Here is a 21,803-nt window from a genome sequence, read left to right on the forward strand (position 1 = left end):
TGTTTCAGGTACAAGATCCGGCGACCCTTGCGGCTTGCAAGGGGATGATATGCCGCGTCAATTTCTGCTTCGGTCGGAACCTACTACAGCGATTTGGGTTTGCAACCCGATCACGAAGGTAGTTCTGATATGGGCCGGGCTCTCAACACAAAACGCTGCGGAACTTAGAATAATGCAGGACAAACACAAAGGCTGCGCTATTGAAGCCGTCAAAACTACTGCTGCTCCGAGTTCTAACTGTCGGTTTATGTTTCATAATTTATTGCTCAGAAACCCGATTTATAAAACACTGGACATATGACCAGTTCATCTGTTCAGATACCAATCAGTATCAAGGGTCGCCAGTGGAGGGGCAGTCCTTGATGAAAATGACTTGGGAGGAGTTGATCATGAACAGCGAAAAGAACCAAACAAGATACGCAGCCGTTGCACAGGAATTTGACGCAGGCCGTATTTCGCGGCGTGACTTTATGCGCAAAAGCGCAGCACTCGGGGTGGCCGCTGCGGCACCTCTTGCACTAGGGGCCAGCCATGCCAAGGCGCAAGCAGCCGAAAAATATGATTACATCATTATCGGTGCCGGCTCTGCGGGTTGTGCCCTTGCGGCGCGCCTGTCGGAGGACCCGGACAAGAACGTGCTCGTGCTTGAAGCAGGGCCTGCGGATGAAAACCAGTTCATCCACATTCCTGCTGCCTTTCCCAATCTATTTCAGACCCCGCTAGACTGGGCTTACCGCAGCACGCCCCAAAAGCATTCCGCCGATATTCAGCTGTATATGCCCCGAGGAAAAGTTTTTGGTGGGTCAAGCTCGATCAATGCGATGATCTACAAGCGGGGCAATCCGGTCTGTTATGATGCTTGGGGGGCAGAAAACCCCGGCTGGAGCCACGCAGATGTCTTGCCCCTGTTCAAGCGGTCGGAAAATAACGAACGCGGTGCCGATGATCATCACGGCACAGGTGGCCCGCTGAACGTAGCGGACCTGCGGGACCCTAATCCTGTGACGCTCGCGATGGTCGATGCCGCTGTAGAGGCGGGCTATCCAGCTCAGCCCGATTTCAATGCGGGCACAGAGCAGGAAGGGTTCGGCCTGTATCAGGTCACGCAAAAAGACGGGATGCGAAATTCGACGGCCGTCGCTTTCTTACACCCTGCCCTAACGCGCGACAATCTCGCGATTCAGGCCGAAGCCCATGTCCACAAGCTCCTTGTCGAAAATGGCCGCTGCGTCGGTGTGCGGTTCAAATCCGGCGAAGAGATGCACGAGGTCATGGCGGAGGCTGAAGTCATCCTGTCGGCAGGTTCGATCGGCTCACCCCAGATTTTGATGCTGTCGGGCATTGGATCACGCAGCGCCCTGACAGAGCTGGGGATAGAGGTGGTTCATGACCTCCCCGGTGTTGGTCAGAACCTTCAGGAACACCTGATGGCACCGGTTGCCCATGTCTGCACGCAACCCGTAACCCTCGCCCATGCGACTGAGCCTGAGCAGGCAGAACTGCTCGCCAAGGGCATGGGAATGCTCACGTCGAATATTGGCGAAGCAGGCGGATATCTGACGGTTATGCCGGACGCCCCTGCCCCTGATCTTCAGTTTCATTTTGCCCCGACCTGGTTCATCTCGGACGGTGCTGGTAATCCAACGGACAGCGAAGGCTTTACCATCATGCCAAGCCTCGTTGGGACGAAGTCAGTTGGTGAAATCACGCTCGCTTCAGCCAACCCAGAGGATGCGCCGCTGATCAACCCGAATGCTTTTGCCGAGGCTCAAGATCTGGAAATTTTGGTCGAGGGGGTCAAGATCGCGCGTAAGATCATGAGCTCTCCTGCGCTGGATGATTTCCGTGGCGAAGAGCGTTTTCCGGGGGCGGATGTCCAAACTGATGACGAAATTCGAGCCTATTTGCGGGCAAATATCCAGACGATCTATCACCCTGTCGGCACCTGTAAAATGGGGTCCGATGACATGGCGGTGGTCGGCGCGGATTTGAAAGTCCACGGGATCGACGCGCTGCGCGTCGCGGATGCGTCTATCATGCCGACGATCGTCAACGGCAACACGAACGCCGCCGCCATCATGATCGGCGAAAAGTGCTCTGACCTGATCCGGGCCTAACCTGACCGACCCCTCCCGATCTCGGGCAACCGGGGTCGGGAGCCCCCCTTTAGTCTTAAAATTACGGAGCCACTCTATGCTTGGCAAAATGATGGACCAGCAGTTGCTGATCTCTTCCCTTATCGATCACGCAGCCCGCTGCCACGGGCGCACCGAAATTGTCTCGGTTGAAACTTCGGGCGAAGTCGACGTCACAAACTGGCAAGAGGTTGCCAGGAATGCGCGGCGCTTGGGTTCGGTACTGACCAAACTGGGCCTGCCGCAGGAAACCCGGTGCGGCACCATCGCATGGAATAACCGGCGGCACCTCGAGATTTACTTTGGCAGTTCGGGTGCGGGCTTTATCTGCCATACCCTCAATCCGCGTCTGCATCCCGACCAGATGGTCTATATCGCCAATGACGCGCAAGATCGGGTGATGTTCTTTGACCGAACCTTCCTGCCCGCTGTGGCAAACTTGAAGGACCGGTTTGATACGGTCGAGCACTACGTTCTGCTGGGCCCGCGGGACGACGAAGCCGCCCAGATGTTTGACGGGCTGCAATTCTATGATGAATTGATCGCTGACGGGGACCCGGATTTTGTCTGGCCCGAACTCGATGAACGCCAACCCTCGTCGCTATGCTACACATCGGGAACCACGGGAAACCCGAAAGGCGTGCTTTATTCCCATCGGTCGACCTTGCTCCATGCGCTTGTGGGCAACCAGCCCGACGGGCTTGCGATCTCGGCCTGTGATACGGTGATGCCGGTTGTGCCAATGTTCCACGTCAATGCATGGGGCGTGCCCTATACTGCGGCGTCGGCCGGTGCAAAACTGGTGCTGCCGGGTCCGGGGCTGGATGGGGACAGCCTGGCCAACCTGATCGACACCCAACACGTGACCGCGGCCTTTGGCGTGCCCACCATTTGGATGGGGCTATTGGCGGCGTTGGAGAAATCCGGCTCTAAGCTGCCAAGTCTGACCCGCACCATTGTCGGTGGCGCACCGATGCCGCCGTCGATGTATACGACGTTCCGTGACAAATATAATGTCGAATTGATTCAAGCGTGGGGCATGACAGAGACCAGCCCCCTCGCGACGGTTAACCGTTTGCTGCAGTGTCACGAGGGTCTGTCGACCGAAGCGCAAACCGACATTCGCGTGGGCCAGGGCCGCTCGGTTTACGGGATAGAAATCCGGCTGGTAGATGAAGCCGGTAACGTGCTGCCCGAAGACGGTACGACGCAGGGCGACCTGCAGGTGCGCGGTCCTTGGGTGGTCCACAGCTACTTTAACAAAGAAGACTCGGCGCTGACCCCCGATGGCTGGTTCGACACTGGCGATGTTGCCACGATTGACGCGGATGGTTTCATGGTGATCCGAGACCGTTCAAAGGACATCATCAAATCCGGGGGCGAATGGATCTCTACGGTCGAACTTGAAAACATCGCAATCGGTCACCCGGCGATTGCAAATGCCGCCGCCATCGCTGCCCATCACCCTAAATGGGACGAGCGTCCGATCCTGATCGCGGTCAAGTCTGGTGACGTCTCCGAAGCGGAGCTTCTGAAATTCTACGACGGCAAAGTCGCCAGTTGGCAGGTGCCAGATCGGGTGATCTTTGTCGATGAACTGCCCCTAGGTGCCACAGGCAAAGTGGTGAAACTCAAACTACGCGAGATCTACGCGAACATCCTTCTGGAGGGAGCCGCATGAAACATCAAAGTAACTTCACCCCCGATCTGCAAGCGGCCTACGACATCGACCTAAAAGCCCTAGACGCGGCCAAGCACCGTTGGGCGCAAACCTCGCTGAACGACCGCATCGCGGTTTTGCAGGCGGTCAAAGACAATCTGATGCGCGTCGCCGACGAATGGGTCGACGCGGCGGGCAAGGCCAAGGGCATCCCACAAGATTCCCCCCTGTTGGGGGAGGAATGGACGTCGGGCCCCTATGCGGTCATGTCCTGCTGCAACGGTCTGATGGACACACTGTCACAGATGGAAGGCAAAACCTTTCTGGACGGGCTTAAGAAACGCAGCCTGCCAAGCGGCCAAACCGCCGTGCGCGTTGTGCCACATTCGATCTGGGACCGGCTGTTGATTTCGGGCGTGCATGCGGATGTCTGGATGCAAAAAGGCGTGACCCCCGCCAACCTCAAGAACAACGCTGCATCAGCCTATGATATTCCGGCAGACCAACGGCGTGGCAAGGTCGCGCTGGTTCTGGGCGCCGGCAATATCGCCGCGATCACGCCGCTGGATGCTTTCCAGAAGCTCTTTCTGGAAAACCAGGTGGTCTTGCTTAAAATGAACCCCGTCAACGACTACCTGACCGAGCCTTTGCAGGCCGCCCTGAAACCGCTGATCGACCGCGACGCATTACGTATCCATCGTGGCGATGGTCCGGCAGGGGCCTATCTTACGACGCATCCGCTGGTCGAGGAAATCCACATTACCGGTGCTCGCGCCACCCATGATCTAATCGTCTGGGGCGCAGGCGAGGAAGGCGAGAAGAACAAGGCCGCCAACACGCCGAAAAACACCCGCCACATGACATCCGAGCTTGGTGCCGTTTGCCCCACCATCATCGTACCAGGCCCGTGGACCAAGGCGGACTTGCGCTTTCAGGCGGAAAGCATCGCCACCATGAAACTGCATAACGGTGGCTTTAACTGTGTCGCGGTGCAGAGCCTTATTTTGCCGAAGGGTTGGGATAAGACAGCCGAGCTGATGGGGAATGTTGCCGATGTGATGGCCAAACACACCAAACGGGCCGCTTACTACCCCGGTGCCGAAGATCGCCAACAGGCTTTTGTCGATCACGCCGAAAACCCGCAAACGCTGGATCGTGGGGCGGATGTGGCTCCGCTTTATCTTGCCGATATGGCCGAGGGTGATAGCGATTGGCTGGCCCAGACCGAAGTTTTCACATCTGCGCTTGGTGTTATGCGCATCGAGTCAAAAGATGCCGAAACCTATCTAATCGCGGCGATTAAATGGGCAAATGATACGCTTTATGGCACATTGGGTGGCAATATCATCATCCACCCTGCCACGATCCGCGCTATGGGTCGCAAACGGTTCGAAGAGATCATCGCCGAATTCCGCTATGGCGCGATTGCGATCAATGCATGGTCCGGCCTTGCCTTTCTGGTGACTGCCTGTCCCTGGGGCGGCTTTGCTGGCGCAACCTTGCAAAACGTCCAGTCTGGTGTGGGCACCGTCCACAATACCTTCATGCTTGAAAACGTTGAACGCACGGTGATCGAGGCCCCGTTCCGCCCCTTCCCGCGCAATCTGCTATCCGGCGGGATGAGCCTGCTGCCCCGGCCGCCCTGGTTTGTGTCAAACAAGCGTCAGCATCATATCGGTCGTTTGCTGACCCGGTTTCAGCACAAACCCAGCTGGTTCAAGCTGCCGCGTATTTTCTTTCACGCCCTTTTGGGCTAGGTCGGCAGGGACAAATGTGAGTGCCCGATGAACGACATGACCCAAACAGGTAGGCTTGCGGACCGAAAAGCGAATAAGGCCCGCAAGCGTGAGAACCGCAAACGCGAGATTGCGCAAAGTGCGATCAGCGCGCTTAAGCTTTATGGTTATGCCCGTACCACCCTGCGTGATATTGCGTCGCAATCAGAAATGTCGCTTGGCAGTCTGCACTACTATTTTGAGGATAAGGACGAGCTTCTGATCTACTGTGTGCGACAGTACAAAAGCGAGTTTGCCAGAACAATTTCTGCATCTGTCAGTGGTATTTCCAACCCAGATCGCATCAAGACAGCGTTCTGTACTGCTTTGGCAGAAACGATCAGTACCGAAGCCGAGCTTCATCGACTTTGGTACGACATTCGAAACCAAGCGCTATTTGACCAAGCTTTCGTTCCCGTCGTTGACGAGATTGAAGAACAGCTGATCGAGATGATGAATCCGATAGCCTCAGAGCGCAAAGCCAAGGAACTTCTATATCTGCGTTTCGACGGCGCTTTTCGATATTTGCTGCAGTTGAGTGTTTCTGGTCGCCCGCGTGAGTTGGAGGAAATGACCGAGGTGCTCAAAGCCGCTGCCGGGTAACCCCACCTGCGTCTGCATCATATGCTGCAAACAGTCTTCTGATCATTTGCGCGCTTTCGAATGACAGTCTACATTGCTGATAGCGTTTTGATCAAAACGCTATCAGGTCGCAGGGCGGTAGGAACCCCAAGGCGCTTTGACAACGCCCCGGGACTGTCCATAATATATGTGGGTTAATTCATACCGTAGTTTGCGCGGTCCAACTTGTCGTAGATCTCTGCTTTGGCCAATGCTGCCAATGCATCGGTATCGCCGTGGTCCACATCCGCCAGCAGCGCAGCCCAGCGATCAACGATGCGCTTGTAGTCTGCCAGCAGCGCTTCCGGGTTCTCAATACCGCGGTTCTTGGCGTTCTCGATCAGCACGGCCTCGTCGGCAGTTACAAATTCCGCCAGCGCTTCCGTCAGAGCCTGATCAGGTTCGAAAATCTCCATGCCGCCTTCTTTGGCGGCGGAAACCGCTTTTTCAACATCCTTGTCGAACTCCACCCGGTGCTGCGCAAGATAGTATGCCATCTGGTCAAACAGTACGTTGCGCGACGCCTCGGACAAGCCTTGCCAAAACGCAGGGTTATAGCCCCATTCAAATCCGGCATAGTAGTTCCCTACTGCAAGCGTGTTCATGTGCGTGACCACATCCGAAAGCGAAAAGGAATCCAACGCATCCGCAGCCGCAACTGCACAATCAAGCGATCCTGTGTCGAGGCCAGTGTACATCTCGCTTGACGGGATCGACACGGGTACCGCGCCCACATGTTCGGCAAAGCGTGACCAGGCACCACCCGCCATGCGCAGACGCTTGCCCTGAATATCCTCGTAGGTCGCGACAGGTGTGTTGCACATCATGTAATATTGCGACGTCGAATAGCCGCCGCCGAAAACGACGCCATTCTCTTTCCACTCGGCCAGTGCGGCCTCGTTGGTAAGGCCGAATTCAGTTGACGCAAAGGCCATGACCATCGGATCGGTGTTATAAAACGCAAAGTTGCCGATCAGGTTGGCAACAGGCAGTTCGGACGGGGTGTAGGTGCCGGCGTGATAGGTCACTTGAGCAACGCCATCCCGCACGCCTTGTAGGGATGCGGCCGGCGGCAGAAGCGACCCTCCGGCGAAAACGGTAAAGTTCACGTCTCCGTTGGTTTCCTCGGCCACGCGTTTGGCGAACTCGACATAGGGGCCGCGCACCATCGAATGGCGTTCGGCAAAGAAGTGGTTGGCGTTTTGCGCGATGGCAGCAGTGCCAAGGCCACAGGCCGCGAGGGCCAAAAGGGATGTCTTCAGTTTCATTGTGTCGTCTCCTCCGGTTGAAAAGTTTTCACTGCGCCATGAGCGAGGGCAGGAACAGGCTGATCGCGGGAAAGGCGATCAGGATAAACAGGGTCAAAATATCCATGGCGATGAACCACGTGGTGCCCGAGATGATGTCGCGCAGCTTAACCTCGCCCGATAGCGCGCTGTGTAGAACGTAAAGGTTCAATCCGACAGGCGGCGTCACAAGGCCGATCTCAAGCAGTTTGATGCAGATGATGCCAAACCAGATCAGGTTGATGTCGGCGGCTTCTAGCACCGGCAGCAGGATAGGCAGTGTGAGCAGGATCAAGCCGATCGAGTTGATTACCATGCCCAGGACGACAAACAGCAAAGCGATCATCAGGATGATTACGAACTGGTTGTCAGAGACCGATAGCATCATATCAGTCAGTGCCCGTGGCACACCGGATAGCCCCATAAACCGGGTGAACATCACCGCGCCGATGGACAGAAAGAAGATCGAAGACGTCGCCAGCGTCGTCTGGCGGATTGCCTCGGCCAACGCCTTGCGCGTGAGTGAGCGGCGTAGCAGCGCGACGGTTGCAGCCAGAAACGCCCCGACGGCCCCCGCCTCGGTCGGGGTGAAAAATCCGCCGAAGATGCCGCCAAGGACGCCCAGAACCAGCACAGGAAAAGGCCAGACCGACCAGAGCAGACCCAGCAGTTTTTTACGATCAACCCGTTCAATGACAGCGGGTGCAAGCGCGGGCGTCAGCGTGGCACGCACGGTAATCATTGCCATATAGACAAACGCCGATAGCACGCCGGGAATGACACCTGCGATAAACAGCTGGCCGATCGATTGCTCGGTGAAGATGCCGTAAAGTACCATCAGGATCGATGGCGGAATAAGCGAGCCAAGCGTGCCCGACGCCGCGACAACACCTGTGGCCAGCGACGGATGGTACTTCGCTTTCAGCATCTCGGGCACGGCAATCTTTGACATCGCTGCGGTCGTCGCGATCGACGAACCCGAGGCCGCGGCGAAAAGGCCACACGCCCCGACGCTCGCAGAAGCAAGCCCGCCCGGCACTCGCGCCAACAAGACGCGTAGCAGATCAAACGCGCCCGCAGTCAGGCCGGTATTGGCCGCGATAAAGCCCATAAACAGAAACATCGGGATCGCCGTCAGCGACCAATCCCCGATCAAGTTGAAAGGCATCGCACTCACGATCCCAAGTGCGGCTTGCAGGTTGAACATCACAGTAATGCCGACAAAGGACACCGCCATAAGCGCCGTGCCAATGGACATCCGGAAGGCCAACAAACCAAACAAGGCTCCTACGCCGATCCAACCGATCAAAAGGTTACTCATGACATGTTTCCATCTAGCTGCGATTGCGTCACAGGCTGTCCGCTCACCACAAGGACGGCGCGTATAAAAGCAGCGAGACTGGCAAGGCCAAAACCGAACGGCAAAACCATCCGTGACGGCCAGACGATGACCTCGCGTCCGCCCATGACCACTTCGCCCACACGCAGCGCCCGCACCGCATCAAGACCTGTTCGCCACGCCATAACGGCAAGGATCGCCGCGGCGGCTATGCAGCTTAGGAACAAGGCCAACTTCTGAAGCCAGTTCGGAAAGTGATTGAACAATAGATCAACCGATATCTGCTGGTCCTGCATCTCGACAAACGCCATCGGCAGCATGACCAGCGCAACCATATAATAGTAGGAAGACATTTCGACCGTGCCTTGGATCGGCGCATTCCACACCAGCTTTGCAACGACATCAGCTACGATGTTCAGCATCATCGCAATGACGCCGAAACCACCTACGTACATCAGCCAAGAGCACAGTCTGTTGAAAAACTTCAGCATCGGGCCTCCTCCCCATACCAAGACGGGATGTGTACCCGTAATTCCGATTTAACCTCCTCTCTCGAGGTTCAGTTGACAAATAGCGATGGCTGATCGAGTGATAGCGAAACGCGATCACCATGGAGCATGTGAATGCACGACAGCAGGAAACCCACCCGCTTAGACCTTCGTCATCTGCGGTACGCCTTGGCCGTCGCAGATGCGCAAGGGTTCAGAGCGGCGGCTGAACTGCTCAATATCGCGCAACCGGCCATTTCGAAAGCGGTGAAAGACACCGAGGTTGATCTTGGTTTTCGGATTTTCGATCGCAGTGGGCCGCGTGTGGTGCCTACGCCCGAGGGGGTAGTCTTTCTTGATGACGCGCGCCAGACGGTGGCGCAGTTCGAGCGGACGATCCGGGCATCAAGAAAGAATGCAGCGGGTGCGCGTGGGCATATCATCGTCGGATACTCCGCACTCGCAGCTTCACGCCAAATTTCCGAAGCACTAGACGCTTTTCATCGTAGTATCCCTGGGGTGCAGGTCGAGATGCATGTGATGTCTACCGATAACATGTTGAAAAGCTTAAAATCTGGTGGGATCGACCTTGGATTTTTGCTGTCCCATCCTACGGTAGCTGCTCCCGGGATTGACCAGATGCCGGTCTGGAGCTCGTCCATCGGTATCGTCACACCTGCCGGAGAGGCACCCGCACGGGTCAAGGACTTGGACGGCGTGCCTTTTGTTATGGGCCTGCGCGAGAACTGGCGATCTTGGCGCGCGCTTCTCGACAACGCTTGTGATCAGGCCAACCTTAGCCCGGTAGTTGTCGATGAGGCTTGGGACGTTCAGGTGATATTGCAACGCGTGGCCGAGCGCCGCGGGGTTACGTTTTTCCCTATGAGCATGGCCGACAGTCTTCCCGCCGCACTGGAACTTTCACTGATTGACGAGCTGGACGCAGAAGCAACGATCTCTATGGCCTGGAGCACCAAAGCCGATACCGGTCTTCTGCGCCAGTTTCGCAACCACTTTCCTCAACTCGGCTGATCACGTCCAGCTATCGGACGATACCGCAAGTCTATTTGCTTCGCGCGGTGATAGCGCGATTGTATGCAAATATGAAACAGACCCCGATTTATCCCTTCGATTTGCCCGAGGCGCAGCCCTTCCTTCTCGAAGGCAGCGATATCGGCTTTCTCTTTTTTCACGGCTTTACGAGCACCCCCCAAAGCGTACGCGAAGTCGCGCATCACGTACATTCGCTGAGCGGTGCTACTGTGCATTGCCCGCTGTTGGTCGGCCATGGCAAGACCCCTAGCGCCCTGGCTCAGACGGGTCATCGCGATTGGGTGGCATCCGCAGAAGCCGCGCTGGAAACCCTGGCGTCCCGATGTGATCGCATCATTGTGGGTGGGCTTTCTTTGGGGGCCACTTTATCGCTCAACCTCGCTGCGCGGATGCCAAGTAAAATACATGGCGTCGTCAGCATCAATGGATCGACCGGTCTCTATCGGCCCGAGGTCGTCGCACCGCTTTATGACACCGACGGGCAGGATGCCGTTGCGGGAATTGGATCGGATATCGCCGAGCCGGGGATGTCTGAAATATGCTATGGTCAAATCCCGCGAGAAACGCTGAAAGAGCGTTTTCTGCTCACGAACACAACCGGCGCTTTGCTGCCGCTTATCCAACAGCCAGTGCTCATCCTGCAATCGCGACAGGACCATGTCGTGGATCCCGATAATGGTCATCGCATTGCGACGTTGGTGGGATCGGCCGATATTCAACTTCGCTGGTTAGAGCGCTCATATCATGTCGCAACATTGGATTATGATCGTGCCCTGATCGCGACGAGGATCGCTGATTTCCTGACTTTGTCATCAAGGTAGATCGTGCAATGACTGTCGGCCCCCGTAGTGCGGCAATTATGACTGGGTTTTAATGCCTAGCTCAAAACGGTTCTGTTGCATTATTTGTAAATTTCAGATGCTCGGCGTTGGATTTGAGATTGTGCGGCTTCATCGAACAAGTTAGCAACGAATTCGGTTTCGTTGTGAACGCCGGTTTCGTTGTTTGCAAAATGTCCCTTCTTGATGGCTCTGAGTGTTTCAATTCCTTTTAATGTGTTTTTGGCCGCGCTTAGACTTCGAAAACCCCGTTTGGGCCTGAGAAGTTGTTTCAACGCGCCGTGATCACCCTCAATTCGGTTGTTCAAATGCTTGCGATCGACGTGCCGGATAGCGTCTTCAGACCCGCAACCGCGGTTCATTTCAGCAGTAACCTTAGCATAGCTTTTGTAACCGCTCGATTGATGCCGCCTGCCTGATTTCCGCGCTATGGACCTGTCGCGGATTTGTTCCGCTCCTTTGACTTGGTATTTTGCCTCAAAGGAGAAACGAAATGGCATCACCACAACGAACTCCAGAATTCCGCGCAGAAGCGGTTCACATAGCTTTAACCAGCGGTCTGTCGCGCAAACAAGTTGCGGCTGATCTTGGCGTTGGCTTTTCTACACTGAGTCGCTGGTTACAGCACGATCAGCGCTGCCCTGAAAAGCCAACCGTGCAATCTGATATAGAACGTGAACTGGCTGACCTTCGCAAAGAAAACCGTCTGCTGCGCGAGGAGAGGGAAGTGTTAAAAAAAGCCACCCAGTTCTTTGCGGAGCGAAGCAAATGAGGTTTGCGTTCATTGCAAAGTATAAGGACATGCTGTCGGTCAATCGGCTGTGCCAAATCATGGATGTTAGCCCGCGTGGCTATCGCGCCTTTTGCTCCAGGCCATTGAGCGCCAGCCAGCGTAAAGACTTGGTTGTGTTGGCACATATCAGGGAACAGTTTGCCTTATCTCTGGGTAGTTATGGTCGCCCCAGAATGACAGAAGAACTGAAGGAGACCGGCGTCGACGTGGGTCACCGTCGTGTTGGTCGGATCATGCGTGAGAACAGCATCTGCGTTGAAAGGTCAAAGAAATACAAGGTGACCACAGACAGCAACCACAAGTTCAATATCGCGCCAAACCTGCTGGATCGCGACTTCAACGCTGATAAGCCAAACCAGAAATGGGCGGGCGACATCAGCTACATTTGGACGCGCGAGGGCTGGCTGTATCTGGCGGTTATCTTGGATTTGCATTCCCGGCGTGTGATCGGCTGGGCTGTTAGCAATCGTATGAAGCGTGATCTGGCAATCCGAGCATTGGAAATGGCAATCAATCTACGCAAACCGCCTAAAGATTATATCCATCATACGGATCGCGGGTCGCAATATTGCTCGCATGACTACCAGAAGGCCCTACGCAAGCACGAGTTTAAGGTGTCCATGTCTGGGAAAGGGAATTGCTTTGACAATGCTGCCGTCGAAACGTTCTTCAAAACCATCAAAGCAGAACTCATTTGGCGACAATCCTGGCCAACCAGACGCGCTGCTGAACTGGCAATCTTCAACTATATAAATGGATTCTATAACCCACGAAGAAAACACTCAGCACTCGGCTGGAAAAGCCCCTTGGCTTTTGAACGAAAGGCCGCATAAATGAGTTGCAGGAGCGGCACGAAAGGGTGACAGGTCCATGTCGGGTTCCGATGAAGAGCATACGAGTTATATTGCCAGCGTTGAAGACCTCTTAGTTCCATCTGTGCTCACATCCGTTGAATTGAAATGGTTCGCTTACGATGATGGCTTTGTTCCTTCCAATAACTCCTTAGTTTGCAAGATAAAGCTCGGAGTAGTAGTGCTAAATATGACCTTTTACCCTGCCACCGCTGAAGAAACGCCTGACGCGTGGATATGTTTTGTGTCTACTGAAAGCGCGATCTCGTCACCAATGGTAGGGGAACGCGAGCTGATCCATTGATCAAGAATTCTTTAGCAATTTGATATCTCTTGTTGATGGCGCGCGCTAGCGATGGGAATAGTAAATATGAGAGACTGGCCAGTTAATGCGGTGCAAACGGGCTTTCTAAAACTCTGTAGCGTGGCACTCAATCAAATGATTTTGATCAGCATGGCGATCCGGGAAAGACATGCAGCTCAGTCGACAAACGTCACCGGGCGTTCCCACTGGATCAGGACCGTACATCCATCCTCGGACCAGACCTCATGTTCGCTTCCCGTCGGGTTCAGCACGACATCTCCCGCCCAATACCGCCCATGGTCATCGCTTTGGCTGCCGGACAGGACGATGATCACCTCTAACCCTTGATGGCGGTGGCGGGGAACAGAGGCGCCGGGGGCGTAGCGCAGCAGGGCGACGTCCGGGCCACCTCGGCTGAGGTGGCAAATCTCGACGCCGTCACGGAAGGGCTCGAACGTCATGTCTTGCCAACCGTCGGGCACGAGCCCCCGAAACACGTTTGGTGATGGCAGACCCTCAGCCATTGAGCGCTCCTAGAATTGTATCCGTATCGGTTGCCCAGCCGACGATGCCCCCTTGGGCGACGATCATCTCTATCGCGGCAGCTTTGAAGGTTGGAAAATAGCTTTCGGTGGCATCGGTGGCCAAGAGGCATTCAAACCCGCGATCATTGGCCTCGCGCATCGTGGTTTGAACGCAAACCTCGGTCGTGACTCCTGCGCAGACAAGTTGGGTGATCCCCCGTGCGGCAAGCTGGTCGCCGAAGTCTGTGGCGTAGAAGGCACCTTTGCCGGGTTTGTCGATTACGGGCTCGTCCGGCAGCGGGGTCAGCGCGGGGATGATCTCGCATCCGGGCGCGCCTTTGATCAACACACGGCCCATGGGCCCCGCGTCCCCAATACGTAGCGCAGGCGCACCGCGTAGACGTTTGGCGGGCGGGCAATCGGACAAGTCGGGACGGTGTGCTTCGCGGGTGTGGAAGATCGGCAAGCCAGCGGCGCGAAAGCCTGCAAGCAGCCGCGCAACCGTGGGCACGATTGCCTGCAGCGCGCGGACATCGTTGCCAAGGCTTGCACCAAAGCCGCCCGGCTCGACGAAATCGCGCTGCATGTCGATAATGATCAGCGCAACCCGATCACGTGCAAGCGGAAAATCGAAAGGTCGGGCGGGGATCTGTGTCATGCGGTATGCCCTGCCATATGCTGCCCGATCTCTGTCAGATCCGCCGCGGCGGCGGTGGTTTCAAAGGCAATGCGCCCTTCTGACATAACCAAAATGCGGTCAGAAAGCTCCATGATCTCGTCAAGATCCTCGCTGATCAGCAGCACTGCCGTACCGTTGTTGCGGGCTTCGATGATGCGGTCGCGAATGGCGGAGACCGCACCAAAATCCAGCCCGAAACAGGGGTTGGAGATGATCAGCGCATTCACCTCGCCGGTCAGCTCGCGCCCCAGAACAGCCCGCTGCACGTTCCCGCCGGAAAGCGAGGCGATACGGGCATCGGGCGAGGTTGTCTTGACGTTGAAATCGGCAATCAACCGATCGGCATTGCGCGCCATATCTTTGCGATTGCACCAGAAGGCCGGCCGGCCGTTGCGGTCGACGTCGAACATCTTGAAAGCAAGATTATCGGCGACGCTCATCTTGGGGGCGCAGGCGTTGCGCAGAGGTTCTTCGGGCAGGTAGCGGATTTTATGCTGCCGCGCCTCCGCCCGTGTGGCGGTGTAGGGGGTGCCGTTTGCCCGTATCTCTCCAGCTTGGAGACGACGCTGTCCTGTCAGGATTTCCATCAGCTCCATCTGGCCGTTACCCGAGATGCCAGCGATGCCCAGAACCTCGCCGGAATGCAGGGTCACGTCGTCGATCTGGATGCTGTTCAACCCGCTACGGTCTTGTGCCCGAATGCCGTTTAGGTGCAGCACAGGTTTGCGTGCCGTATCAACGCGAACACGCGGATTGTGAACAGGCGCTTTGCCCATCATGGCCGCACTCATGTCTTCCACGCTCATCTCGGACACTGCGCCACCGGCGACGTATTTACCGTGGCGCAAGATCGTGACGTGATCGGCAAATGCCGTCACCTCGCGGAACTTGTGCGAGATCATGAGCACAGTCAGCGCGCCCGCGTCCGTCATAGCGCGGATATGGCCCAGAACCTCATCTGCCTCGGCGGGGGTCAGCACGGATGTCGGCTCGTCTAGGATCAGAAAGCGGTTGCCAAGGTAGAGCTGTTTGATGATCTCGAGCTTTTGCTTTTCGCCTGCGGCAAGCTGGCTGACCGGACGGTCGAGCGGTACATTGAACGGCATCGTCGCCATGAAGGACCGAAGCGACTGATGTTCTTGTGCCCAGTCGATAACGCTTGGGGTGTCGGTGCGGCTGATCACCAGGTTTTCGGCACCGGTCAGCGCGGGCACGAGCGTGAAATGCTGGTAGACCATTCCCAGCCCCAGCGATTGCGCGACCTTCGGATCGGTCATGAAGGCCTGCGCCCCATCCACGATCATCTCGCCATGTGTCGCGCGGTTAAACCCCATGAGGCATTTCACCAGTGTCGATTTACCGGCACCGTTTTCGCCCAACAACACATGGAAGCTGCCCGCCGGTATTTTGAGAGAGACATCATCGAGCGCTGTGAAATCGCCAAAGCGCATGGTCATGCCGACGGCTTCGACGCTAATGGCCCCGCCTGAGGTATGCGTGGCGGCTGTCATGCCGGTAGCCCCGCAATCAGATCAGCGCTGGTGGTCACGGCCCCAAAGACGCCGCCCTGCATTGTGACCATCTTGATCGCCGCAGCATGGTTTGCGGGGTCGGTGGCACCGCAGCAATCCTCGACGACCACACATTCGAACCCGCGATCATTCGCCTCTCTCATGGTGGTGGAAACGCAAACATCGGTTGTGATACCGGTGAGGATCAGATTTTCGATCTGCCTTGTGCGCAGGATCAGCTCCAGATCAGTGGCATAGAAGCTGCCCTTGCCGGGTTTGTCGATGATTGTCTCTCCCTCCAGCGGGGCGAGCTCTGGGATGATGTCCCACCCCGCCTCGCCGCGGATCAGGATCTTGCCGCAGGGGCCGCTGTCGCCGATCCCTGCCCCGATCTGCTGACTGCGCCAGCGCTTGTTCGCGGGCAGATCCGCCATATCGGGGCGATGCCCTTCGCGGGTGTGGATGATGTGGTAGCCCTTGGCCCGCATGTCCGCCAGCAGCGACTTGATTGGCGCAATAGGTGCTTGGGTCAGCGACAGGTCATAGCCCATGTGATCGACATACCCGCCGACCCCGCAGAAATCGGTCTGCATATCGATAATCACCAGCGCCGTATTCTCGGGGTGCAGATCGCCGTTATAGGGCCAGACGTAGGGGTGGCTTTGAACGGTGGTCACGTCTGCGGCTCCTGCTCGTTGAATCTACGGTTGGGCAGCGGGAAGCCACAGCTTGTGCCGTCAGTGACCTTGACCTCATCCTCCCATGGCAGGCGATAGGCCCCCTTCGCGAGATCGGTCATATAGGTATAGGGGCAATCCTGCGCGCCCCCCTTCACGGCAACATATCCGCGATGCCCGAACTGATAGGGGTTGTTTTCCACGCCCCAGCCAACGCGCGCCTCGCGGACGATATCGGGGCGGACCTCGGCGGTAATGATCTCGTCCACGCGTCCGGTTTTGCCATGCGCGATGACGGTGCCTTCGTGGTCGATGATCATTGCCTCGCCCATGCTGTCGAACGTCCCGTCAGAGCCGCACATACACACATTCGCGGTGATCATCAGGTTACAGAAGCTGTTGGACTGATTGGTAAACCGCCACGCCTCGCGCATCGGGGCGGTATAGCCCGCGGTGCGGATCATGATCTCGGCCCCTTTGTACGCCGCTTCACGGGACATTTCGGGGAACATCCCGTCGTGGCAGATGATCAGCCCGATCTTGGCCCCTTTGGGACCGGTACAGACCGGAATGCCGCCATTCCCCGGCTCCCACGGTTCTACGGGGACCCAAGGATGCATTTTCCGATAGTACAGCTGGACCTCGCCCTGCGGGTCGATGATCAGGCCCGTATTATAAGGGTAGCCGCCGGGGTTCAGCTCCATAATCGAAAAGCAGCCCCAGATGTCATTGTCGACGCAGGCCTGCTTGAGCGCCGCGACTTCGGGCCCATCCATCGTACACATGATCTCGGGATCAGTGTTCATCGACAGGCCATGCAACATGTATTCAGGGAATACCACGAGATCCATCGTCGCCATATTGCGGCGCGCCTTGCCCACCAGATCAACCACACGGGCGGTTTGTGCTGTTAGCTCGGCTTTGGTCGCGACAGTCGGCAATTGCAACTGAACCATGCCAATCACAACACCTTGGTCAGATTTGTTCAGTCCACCTAAACCATTCATAATCTCTATCCTTATTTCGTCAGTGTCAGCGCAAGCGGTGCGCCTTGTACCGCGCGATCGGGCGCGCTGGTGAGAATCAAAAGGCCCAGTGTCAGGGCATAGGGTGCCGCACCAAAAAGGTAATAGCCTTCGGTGATGCCCACCGATTGCAAGGCCGGGCCAAGTGCGCCCGCCCCGCCAAAGAGCAATGCCGCCCAAAAGCAGTTGATCGGGTTCCATCGGGCAAAGATCACCAGCGCAATGGCCATCAGGCCTTGGCCCGAAGAAATGCCTTCCGTCCAGCTGCCGGGATAGTAAAGCGACAGATAGGCACCGCCGACGCCTGCCAACGCCCCGCCTGCGCCGGTTGCCAGCAGCCGGATGCGATCGGGGTTTAATCCCATGGCACGTGCCGCGTCGGTACTGTCCCCGACAACGCGCAAGCGCAGCCCCATGCGGGTGGTACGCAGCATCCATGCAATGGCAAGCGCCAGCAGCCCGCCGACGATGAACAACACATTTACCTCGAGTGCCGCCCGAAGCTGCGGGATATCCGACCACCAGCCCAAGCTGATTGCAGGCAGATCAGGTGCCTGCGGCTGGATGTAGGGTTTGCCGCAAAAGAAGGCGAGCCCCATGCCAAGCAGCATCATCGCGATCCCGACAGCAATGTCGTTCACCCCTTTGAACTTGCAGATCCACCCGTGCAACAACCCAAAGCAGGCCCCCGCCGCAGCCGCCGCCAAAACGCCGACAAACGCACTGTTGGTCTCGTAAGCAACGGCGTAGCCGCTCATTGCGCCGAAGACCAATGTCCCTTCCAAGCCAAGGTTGAACCGGCCGGAACGTTCGGTCAGCAGTTCCCCCAGCGAGACAAATATGAACGGAGTCGAGACGCGGATGGCACCGCCCAGTATGGCGATGAGAACGCCCCAAAGGCCGACATCTACCTGTTCCATCAGCGTTTCTCCCAATATGCAGCGGTAAAGATTGGCACCCGCCCGTACAGCGCCTCGCTCAGCAGGATCACCAGGAACACGATGCCTTCAAAGACAAGGATCGTCGCATCGGGCAGCTCCATACGTCGCTGAATCAACCCGCTAGAGGCTTCGAACCCGCCGAACAGAACCGCAACCGGCAGGATCGCCAAAGGGTTATGCCGTGCGAGAAAGGCGATCAGGATGCCGGTATAGCCATAGCTCGCGATCAGCGAAGCGTTTGCAGAGCCATGCACCGCCGCCACTTCGAAATAGCCCGCCAGCCCTGCAAAGGCACCGCCAAGTGCGGTAAAGCCGATCACCAGACGCCCGACGGGTAGCCCTTGCACCTGCGCGGCACGCACATTGTCACCCGCAATACGCGCGGCAAACCCCAGCGTTGTGCGTTCGATCAAGACCCATGCAAAGAGGCAGGCAAGCACGCCCGCAAGAATGCCCCAATGCGACGGCAGAAACGGCATATCCCCGACGCGCAAACTCTCTGTCAGTGGCACGGTGGAGGGTTTGTTGAGCGATGCCGGATCGCGGAACGGCCCCTCGACAAAGTGGTTCAACAGCGCAATCGCGATATAGGCCATCAACAAGGATGCAATTGTTTCGTTCACGCCCCGTTTGATCCGCAGCGCGCCCACGGCACCGATCCAGACACCGCCGACGATAATCGCGGCAATCGCCATTGTGACCATGCCAAAAGCGGCGGGCATCCCCGCAACGACGGTGCCTGCAACGGCAGCGGCAAGACCGCCCAGGACAATCGCACCTTCGCCGCCGATAACCACAAGCCCCAGCCGCGCGGGAAGTGCGACGCACAGTGCCGCCAGCACCAGAGGTGCCACGCGCGACAGCGTGTTCTGCCACGAGAAAGCAGACGAGAATCCCGCCTTCCAGACCAGCTGGTAAAACGCGACCGGGGATTTCCCGACCATCAGCAAAAAGACACTAAATAACGCGAAACCGGCCAGCAAAGCACAGATCGGGATCACCACAGCCTCGGCCCGCGGCGCGATCCCGATAAAGGACCGCGCCGCAGTGGCCGCGGGCTTTTCAGCTTGAGCAACCAACGTCATCTTAGCTTGTGGACCCGATCACGCCTTCGACAAGGTAGTCCATGCTCTCGATCGCGACATCGGTTTCGACAAAGGATTCCCCTTCGGCGGCGATCACATTGCCTTTGTTGTCCTTCAGCGGCCCTTTGATCGCGGCAAAGCCGCCTGCCTCGATCTCTGCTTTCGTGGCTTCAAACTGTGCACGCGCCGCATCGCTGACCGCGGGGCCGAGGGGGCTCATCTTGATGAAGCCATCCGCCAGCCCGCCGCGCACGAAGTTCGGGATCGGTTCCCCTGCCAAGGTCTTGGCCACCATGTCGGTATATACATTGGCCCAGTTCCATTCAGCCCCTGTCAGGTATTTGTCCCCTGCAATCGGCGTCTGGTCGGCGTGGTAACCGCAAACAAAAATGTCGCGCGAAACAGCAGTTTCACAGATCACCTTCGGCCCATCGACGTGGCAGGTGACTACATCGCACCCTTGGTCTGCCAAGGCATTGGTCGCTTCGGCTTCTTTTACGGCAAGCGACCATTCACCGGTAAAGATCACCTGACAGACGATCGTGGGATCAACCGAACGCGCACCCAATAGGAAGGAGTTGATATTGTTGAGCACCTGAGGGATCGGCTTGGCCGCGACGAAACCGATCTTTTTGCTCTTGGTTGCATGACCTGCGGCAACGCCGTTCAGATACTGCCCCATGCCGATATAGCCAAAGTAGGACCCGGCGTTCGACGGGTCACTTTCTGACCACAGGCCCCCGCAATGTTGAAAGCGCACGTCAGGATGTTTCGGCGCTGTCTCAAGCACATGAGGTTTGTAGTAGCCAAAGGACGTGGGGAAGATCAGCTTGGCCCCGTCAAAATTGATCATCGATTCCATGGAGTTCTGCACGTCCTGGCTTTCGGGGACGTTCTCTTCTTCCAGCACGACCACGCCAGACATCGCCTTGACCGCCTCTGCCCCTTCGGCATGCGCCTGGTTATAGCCGAAATCGTCTTTCGGCCCGACGTAGATGAACCCCACGGTCAAAGGGTCAGCCGCCATCGCGGGGCGGGCCAGACCGCCGATTGCGGCGGTGCCCAACAAAGCGGCGGAAGTACCAAGGAAACCACGGCGGTTCAGGAACGGTGCATGTGTCATTCAAATCTCCAATGATGGTGCGCCGCCCTGGGAGGAGAGAGCGCATCTGATGTGATTCAATGACTACAAAATCTAAGTGGTGTTTACGTCTGCTCATTTTTCTACAAAGTGGTGCAAAAAATGCATCACCCGGTGTGCGGTCGCGCCGAGGCCGCGTTCTAGACGTCGGAAAACTGTTCCAATGCAGTGGAAAGCGCCAAGCCGAAACGGGCGGAAGCCACCGGCAAGGTTCGACCACGCAACTGACACAGGACCAGACTACCCGCCGCGACGTCACGTAACGACAGCGGGCGAGAGGTCAGTTCGGCGCAGCGCTCCATATCCAACCCGATCGGGATCTGGAATGCGATGGCATCTTCATGCAGCACATAGTGGCGCATGAACTCGAAACTGTCGGATGTGGCAATGGGGCGTAGCGGGCGCGACCCCCGCGCCGCAGCATCGTCCAGCATGGCCCGCACCCCATACCGGCGGGACGGGATGACATGCGGCTGGTCCAGACAGTCACGTAATCGCACCTCGGGCTTTGTCGCCAAGGGGTGATCATGCCGCACAATCGCATGGATGACCTGAGGGATACGCATCAGCACATCGAGGTCTACCATATGGACAGGCTCGAATACCAAGGCCAGATCGCTTCTGAATTCGGCCAGATCGCGCTCTGCATCTTCGCGATCACGCACTTGAACTGAAAAAGACACCCCCGGATGGTCACGCCGATAAGCTGCGGTGTGCGCAGGCATAAAATACGGGATCAGCGCCTGAGAGCAGGCTACCGTCACATGGCCCCGTCGTTCGCCAGACAGATCAGCCACTTGGCTTCTCACCCGCCGCAAGTCGGATTCCTGCATCAGGAAATGCTGCATCAGCAACTCACCGGCCGGGTTCAAGCGCACACCCCGCGGCAGGCGTTCGAAAATTTCGACGCCAAACTCTTCTTCGAACCGTTGGATCCGACGGTTCAGGGCAGAGGCCGTAATGTTCATATCGTCCGCCGCTTTCCGGATTGAGCCCGCGCGCGACACTGCCTCGATGAAGCGGAAAGTTTGCAGATGTTTCACCGAAAAGACCTCCTGACCTATAATGATGCATTT

At 57.1% G+C, this 21,803-nt stretch carries 21 protein-coding genes; 8 read left to right on the forward strand and 13 right to left on the reverse strand.

The genetic code is table 11. The annotated features are described in order from the left end of the window. Nucleotides 1-389: 389 nt before the first annotated feature. The 4 genes from SJY36_RS16185 to SJY36_RS16200 all read left to right on the forward strand — a co-directional run bounded on the left by SJY36_RS16185 (nucleotide 390) and on the right by SJY36_RS16200 (nucleotide 6,173). Nucleotides 390-2,117, forward strand: coding sequence for a GMC family oxidoreductase (locus SJY36_RS16185; RefSeq protein ID WP_235208615.1), 1,728 nt, complete (start codon nucleotides 390-392; stop codon nucleotides 2,115-2,117). Nucleotides 2,118-2,193: 76 nt separating this feature from the next. Next, entirely contained in the window at nucleotides 2,194-3,816 is a 1,623-nt protein-coding gene (locus SJY36_RS16190; protein WP_037967382.1) for a long-chain fatty acid--CoA ligase, read from the forward strand. Continuing rightward, nucleotides 3,813-5,552, forward strand: coding sequence for an aldehyde dehydrogenase family protein (locus SJY36_RS16195; RefSeq protein WP_037967384.1), 1,740 nt, complete (start codon nucleotides 3,813-3,815; stop codon nucleotides 5,550-5,552). The genes SJY36_RS16190 and SJY36_RS16195 overlap by 4 nt, the downstream gene beginning before the upstream one ends. 27 nt (nucleotides 5,553-5,579) lie before the next feature. After that, a complete protein-coding gene (locus SJY36_RS16200) occupies nucleotides 5,580-6,173 on the forward strand; it encodes a TetR/AcrR family transcriptional regulator (RefSeq protein ID WP_260005924.1) in 594 nt (197 codons plus the stop codon). A 173-nt stretch (nucleotides 6,174-6,346) separates the two neighbouring features. Here the strand turns inward: SJY36_RS16200 and SJY36_RS16205 are convergent, their stop codons facing one another. Genes SJY36_RS16205 through SJY36_RS16215 form a run of 3 tightly spaced genes read right to left on the reverse strand, consistent with a single transcriptional unit; the run spans nucleotide 6,347 to nucleotide 9,307 of the window. Continuing rightward, nucleotides 6,347-7,459 (reverse strand): C4-dicarboxylate TRAP transporter substrate-binding protein, encoded by a 1,113-nt coding sequence (locus SJY36_RS16205; RefSeq protein ID WP_235208616.1) that lies wholly within the window; start codon nucleotides 7,457-7,459, stop codon nucleotides 6,347-6,349. A 28-nt stretch (nucleotides 7,460-7,487) separates the two neighbouring features. Next, entirely contained in the window at nucleotides 7,488-8,798 is a 1,311-nt protein-coding gene (locus SJY36_RS16210; protein WP_386176581.1) for a TRAP transporter large permease, read from the reverse strand. Beyond that, a complete protein-coding gene (locus tag SJY36_RS16215; RefSeq protein ID WP_051577644.1) occupies nucleotides 8,795-9,307 on the reverse strand; it encodes a TRAP transporter small permease subunit in 513 nt (170 codons plus the stop codon). Before SJY36_RS16215 ends, SJY36_RS16210 begins: the two co-directional genes overlap by 4 nt. A 132-nt stretch (nucleotides 9,308-9,439) precedes the next feature. On the opposite strand from SJY36_RS16215, the gene SJY36_RS16220 reads away from it, so the two are divergent. Next, nucleotides 9,440-10,336, forward strand: coding sequence for a LysR family transcriptional regulator (locus tag SJY36_RS16220; protein ID WP_037967391.1), 897 nt, complete (start codon nucleotides 9,440-9,442; stop codon nucleotides 10,334-10,336). A 71-nt stretch (nucleotides 10,337-10,407) separates the two neighbouring features. Next, nucleotides 10,408-11,178: a carboxylesterase gene (locus tag SJY36_RS16225; RefSeq protein WP_037967394.1), complete on the forward strand. Its 771-nt coding sequence runs from the start codon at nucleotides 10,408-10,410 to the stop codon at nucleotides 11,176-11,178. Nucleotides 11,179-11,258: 80 nt separating this feature from the next. On the opposite strand, the gene SJY36_RS16230 is transcribed toward SJY36_RS16225, so the two are convergent. Further along, nucleotides 11,259-11,696 carry a DDE-type integrase/transposase/recombinase gene (locus SJY36_RS16230; RefSeq protein ID WP_152540677.1) on the reverse strand — a complete coding sequence of 146 codons (438 nt, stop codon included), beginning with the start codon at nucleotides 11,694-11,696 and terminating at the stop codon, nucleotides 11,259-11,261. Between SJY36_RS16230 and SJY36_RS16235 the strand changes: the two genes are divergently transcribed. Next, nucleotides 11,690-12,822 (forward strand): IS3 family transposase gene (locus SJY36_RS16235; RefSeq protein ID WP_386176585.1). Its coding sequence is split into 2 segments (ribosomal slippage): nucleotides 11,690-11,951 and nucleotides 11,951-12,822, totalling 1,134 coding nucleotides; the frame shifts between segments, so codons are not numbered across the junction. The two genes, SJY36_RS16230 and SJY36_RS16235, sit on opposite strands and share 7 nt — an antisense overlap. Before the next feature lie 37 nt (nucleotides 12,823-12,859). Beyond that, complete coding sequence (locus SJY36_RS16240; RefSeq protein ID WP_037967418.1) at nucleotides 12,860-13,144, forward strand: hypothetical protein; 285 nt, start codon at nucleotides 12,860-12,862, stop codon at nucleotides 13,142-13,144. A 176-nt stretch (nucleotides 13,145-13,320) separates the two neighbouring features. Here the strand turns inward: SJY36_RS16240 and SJY36_RS16245 are convergent, their stop codons facing one another. The 9 genes from SJY36_RS16245 to SJY36_RS16285 form a co-directional block, all read right to left on the reverse strand. Continuing rightward, nucleotides 13,321-13,668 (reverse strand): cupin domain-containing protein, encoded by a 348-nt coding sequence (locus SJY36_RS16245; RefSeq protein WP_037967421.1) that lies wholly within the window; start codon nucleotides 13,666-13,668, stop codon nucleotides 13,321-13,323. After that, complete coding sequence (locus tag SJY36_RS16250) at nucleotides 13,661-14,326, reverse strand: cysteine hydrolase family protein (RefSeq protein ID WP_037967423.1); 666 nt, start codon at nucleotides 14,324-14,326, stop codon at nucleotides 13,661-13,663. Before SJY36_RS16250 ends, SJY36_RS16245 begins: the two co-directional genes overlap by 8 nt. Next, complete coding sequence (locus SJY36_RS16255; RefSeq protein WP_386176588.1) at nucleotides 14,323-15,858, reverse strand: ABC transporter ATP-binding protein; 1,536 nt, start codon at nucleotides 15,856-15,858, stop codon at nucleotides 14,323-14,325. Before SJY36_RS16255 ends, SJY36_RS16250 begins: the two co-directional genes overlap by 4 nt. After that, complete coding sequence (locus SJY36_RS16260) at nucleotides 15,855-16,535, reverse strand: cysteine hydrolase family protein (protein WP_200867218.1); 681 nt, start codon at nucleotides 16,533-16,535, stop codon at nucleotides 15,855-15,857. The genes SJY36_RS16255 and SJY36_RS16260 overlap by 4 nt, the downstream gene beginning before the upstream one ends. After that, nucleotides 16,532-17,542: a formamidase gene (locus tag SJY36_RS16265; RefSeq protein ID WP_037967434.1), complete on the reverse strand. Its 1,011-nt coding sequence runs from the start codon at nucleotides 17,540-17,542 to the stop codon at nucleotides 16,532-16,534. The genes SJY36_RS16260 and SJY36_RS16265 overlap by 4 nt, the downstream gene beginning before the upstream one ends. Nucleotides 17,543-17,553: 11 nt before the next feature. After that, nucleotides 17,554-18,480: an ABC transporter permease gene (locus tag SJY36_RS16270; RefSeq protein WP_037967436.1), complete on the reverse strand. Its 927-nt coding sequence runs from the start codon at nucleotides 18,478-18,480 to the stop codon at nucleotides 17,554-17,556. Next, the gene (locus SJY36_RS16275; RefSeq protein WP_386176591.1) at nucleotides 18,480-19,586 is read right to left on the reverse strand and encodes an ABC transporter permease; all 1,107 of its coding nucleotides are present in this window, start codon (nucleotides 19,584-19,586) and stop codon (nucleotides 18,480-18,482) included. Before SJY36_RS16275 ends, SJY36_RS16270 begins: the two co-directional genes overlap by 1 nt. Nucleotide 19,587: 1 nt before the next feature. Next, entirely contained in the window at nucleotides 19,588-20,709 is a 1,122-nt protein-coding gene (locus SJY36_RS16280) for a BMP family ABC transporter substrate-binding protein (RefSeq protein WP_037967440.1), read from the reverse strand. Nucleotides 20,710-20,867: 158 nt separating this feature from the next. Beyond that, a complete protein-coding gene (locus SJY36_RS16285) occupies nucleotides 20,868-21,770 on the reverse strand; it encodes a LysR family transcriptional regulator (protein WP_386176594.1) in 903 nt (300 codons plus the stop codon). Nucleotides 21,771-21,803 lie beyond the last annotated feature (33 nt).

It is taken from the genome of Sulfitobacter sp. R86518 (assembly GCF_042466275.1).
Lineage (GTDB): Bacteria > Pseudomonadota > Alphaproteobacteria > Rhodobacterales > Rhodobacteraceae > Sulfitobacter > Sulfitobacter pontiacus.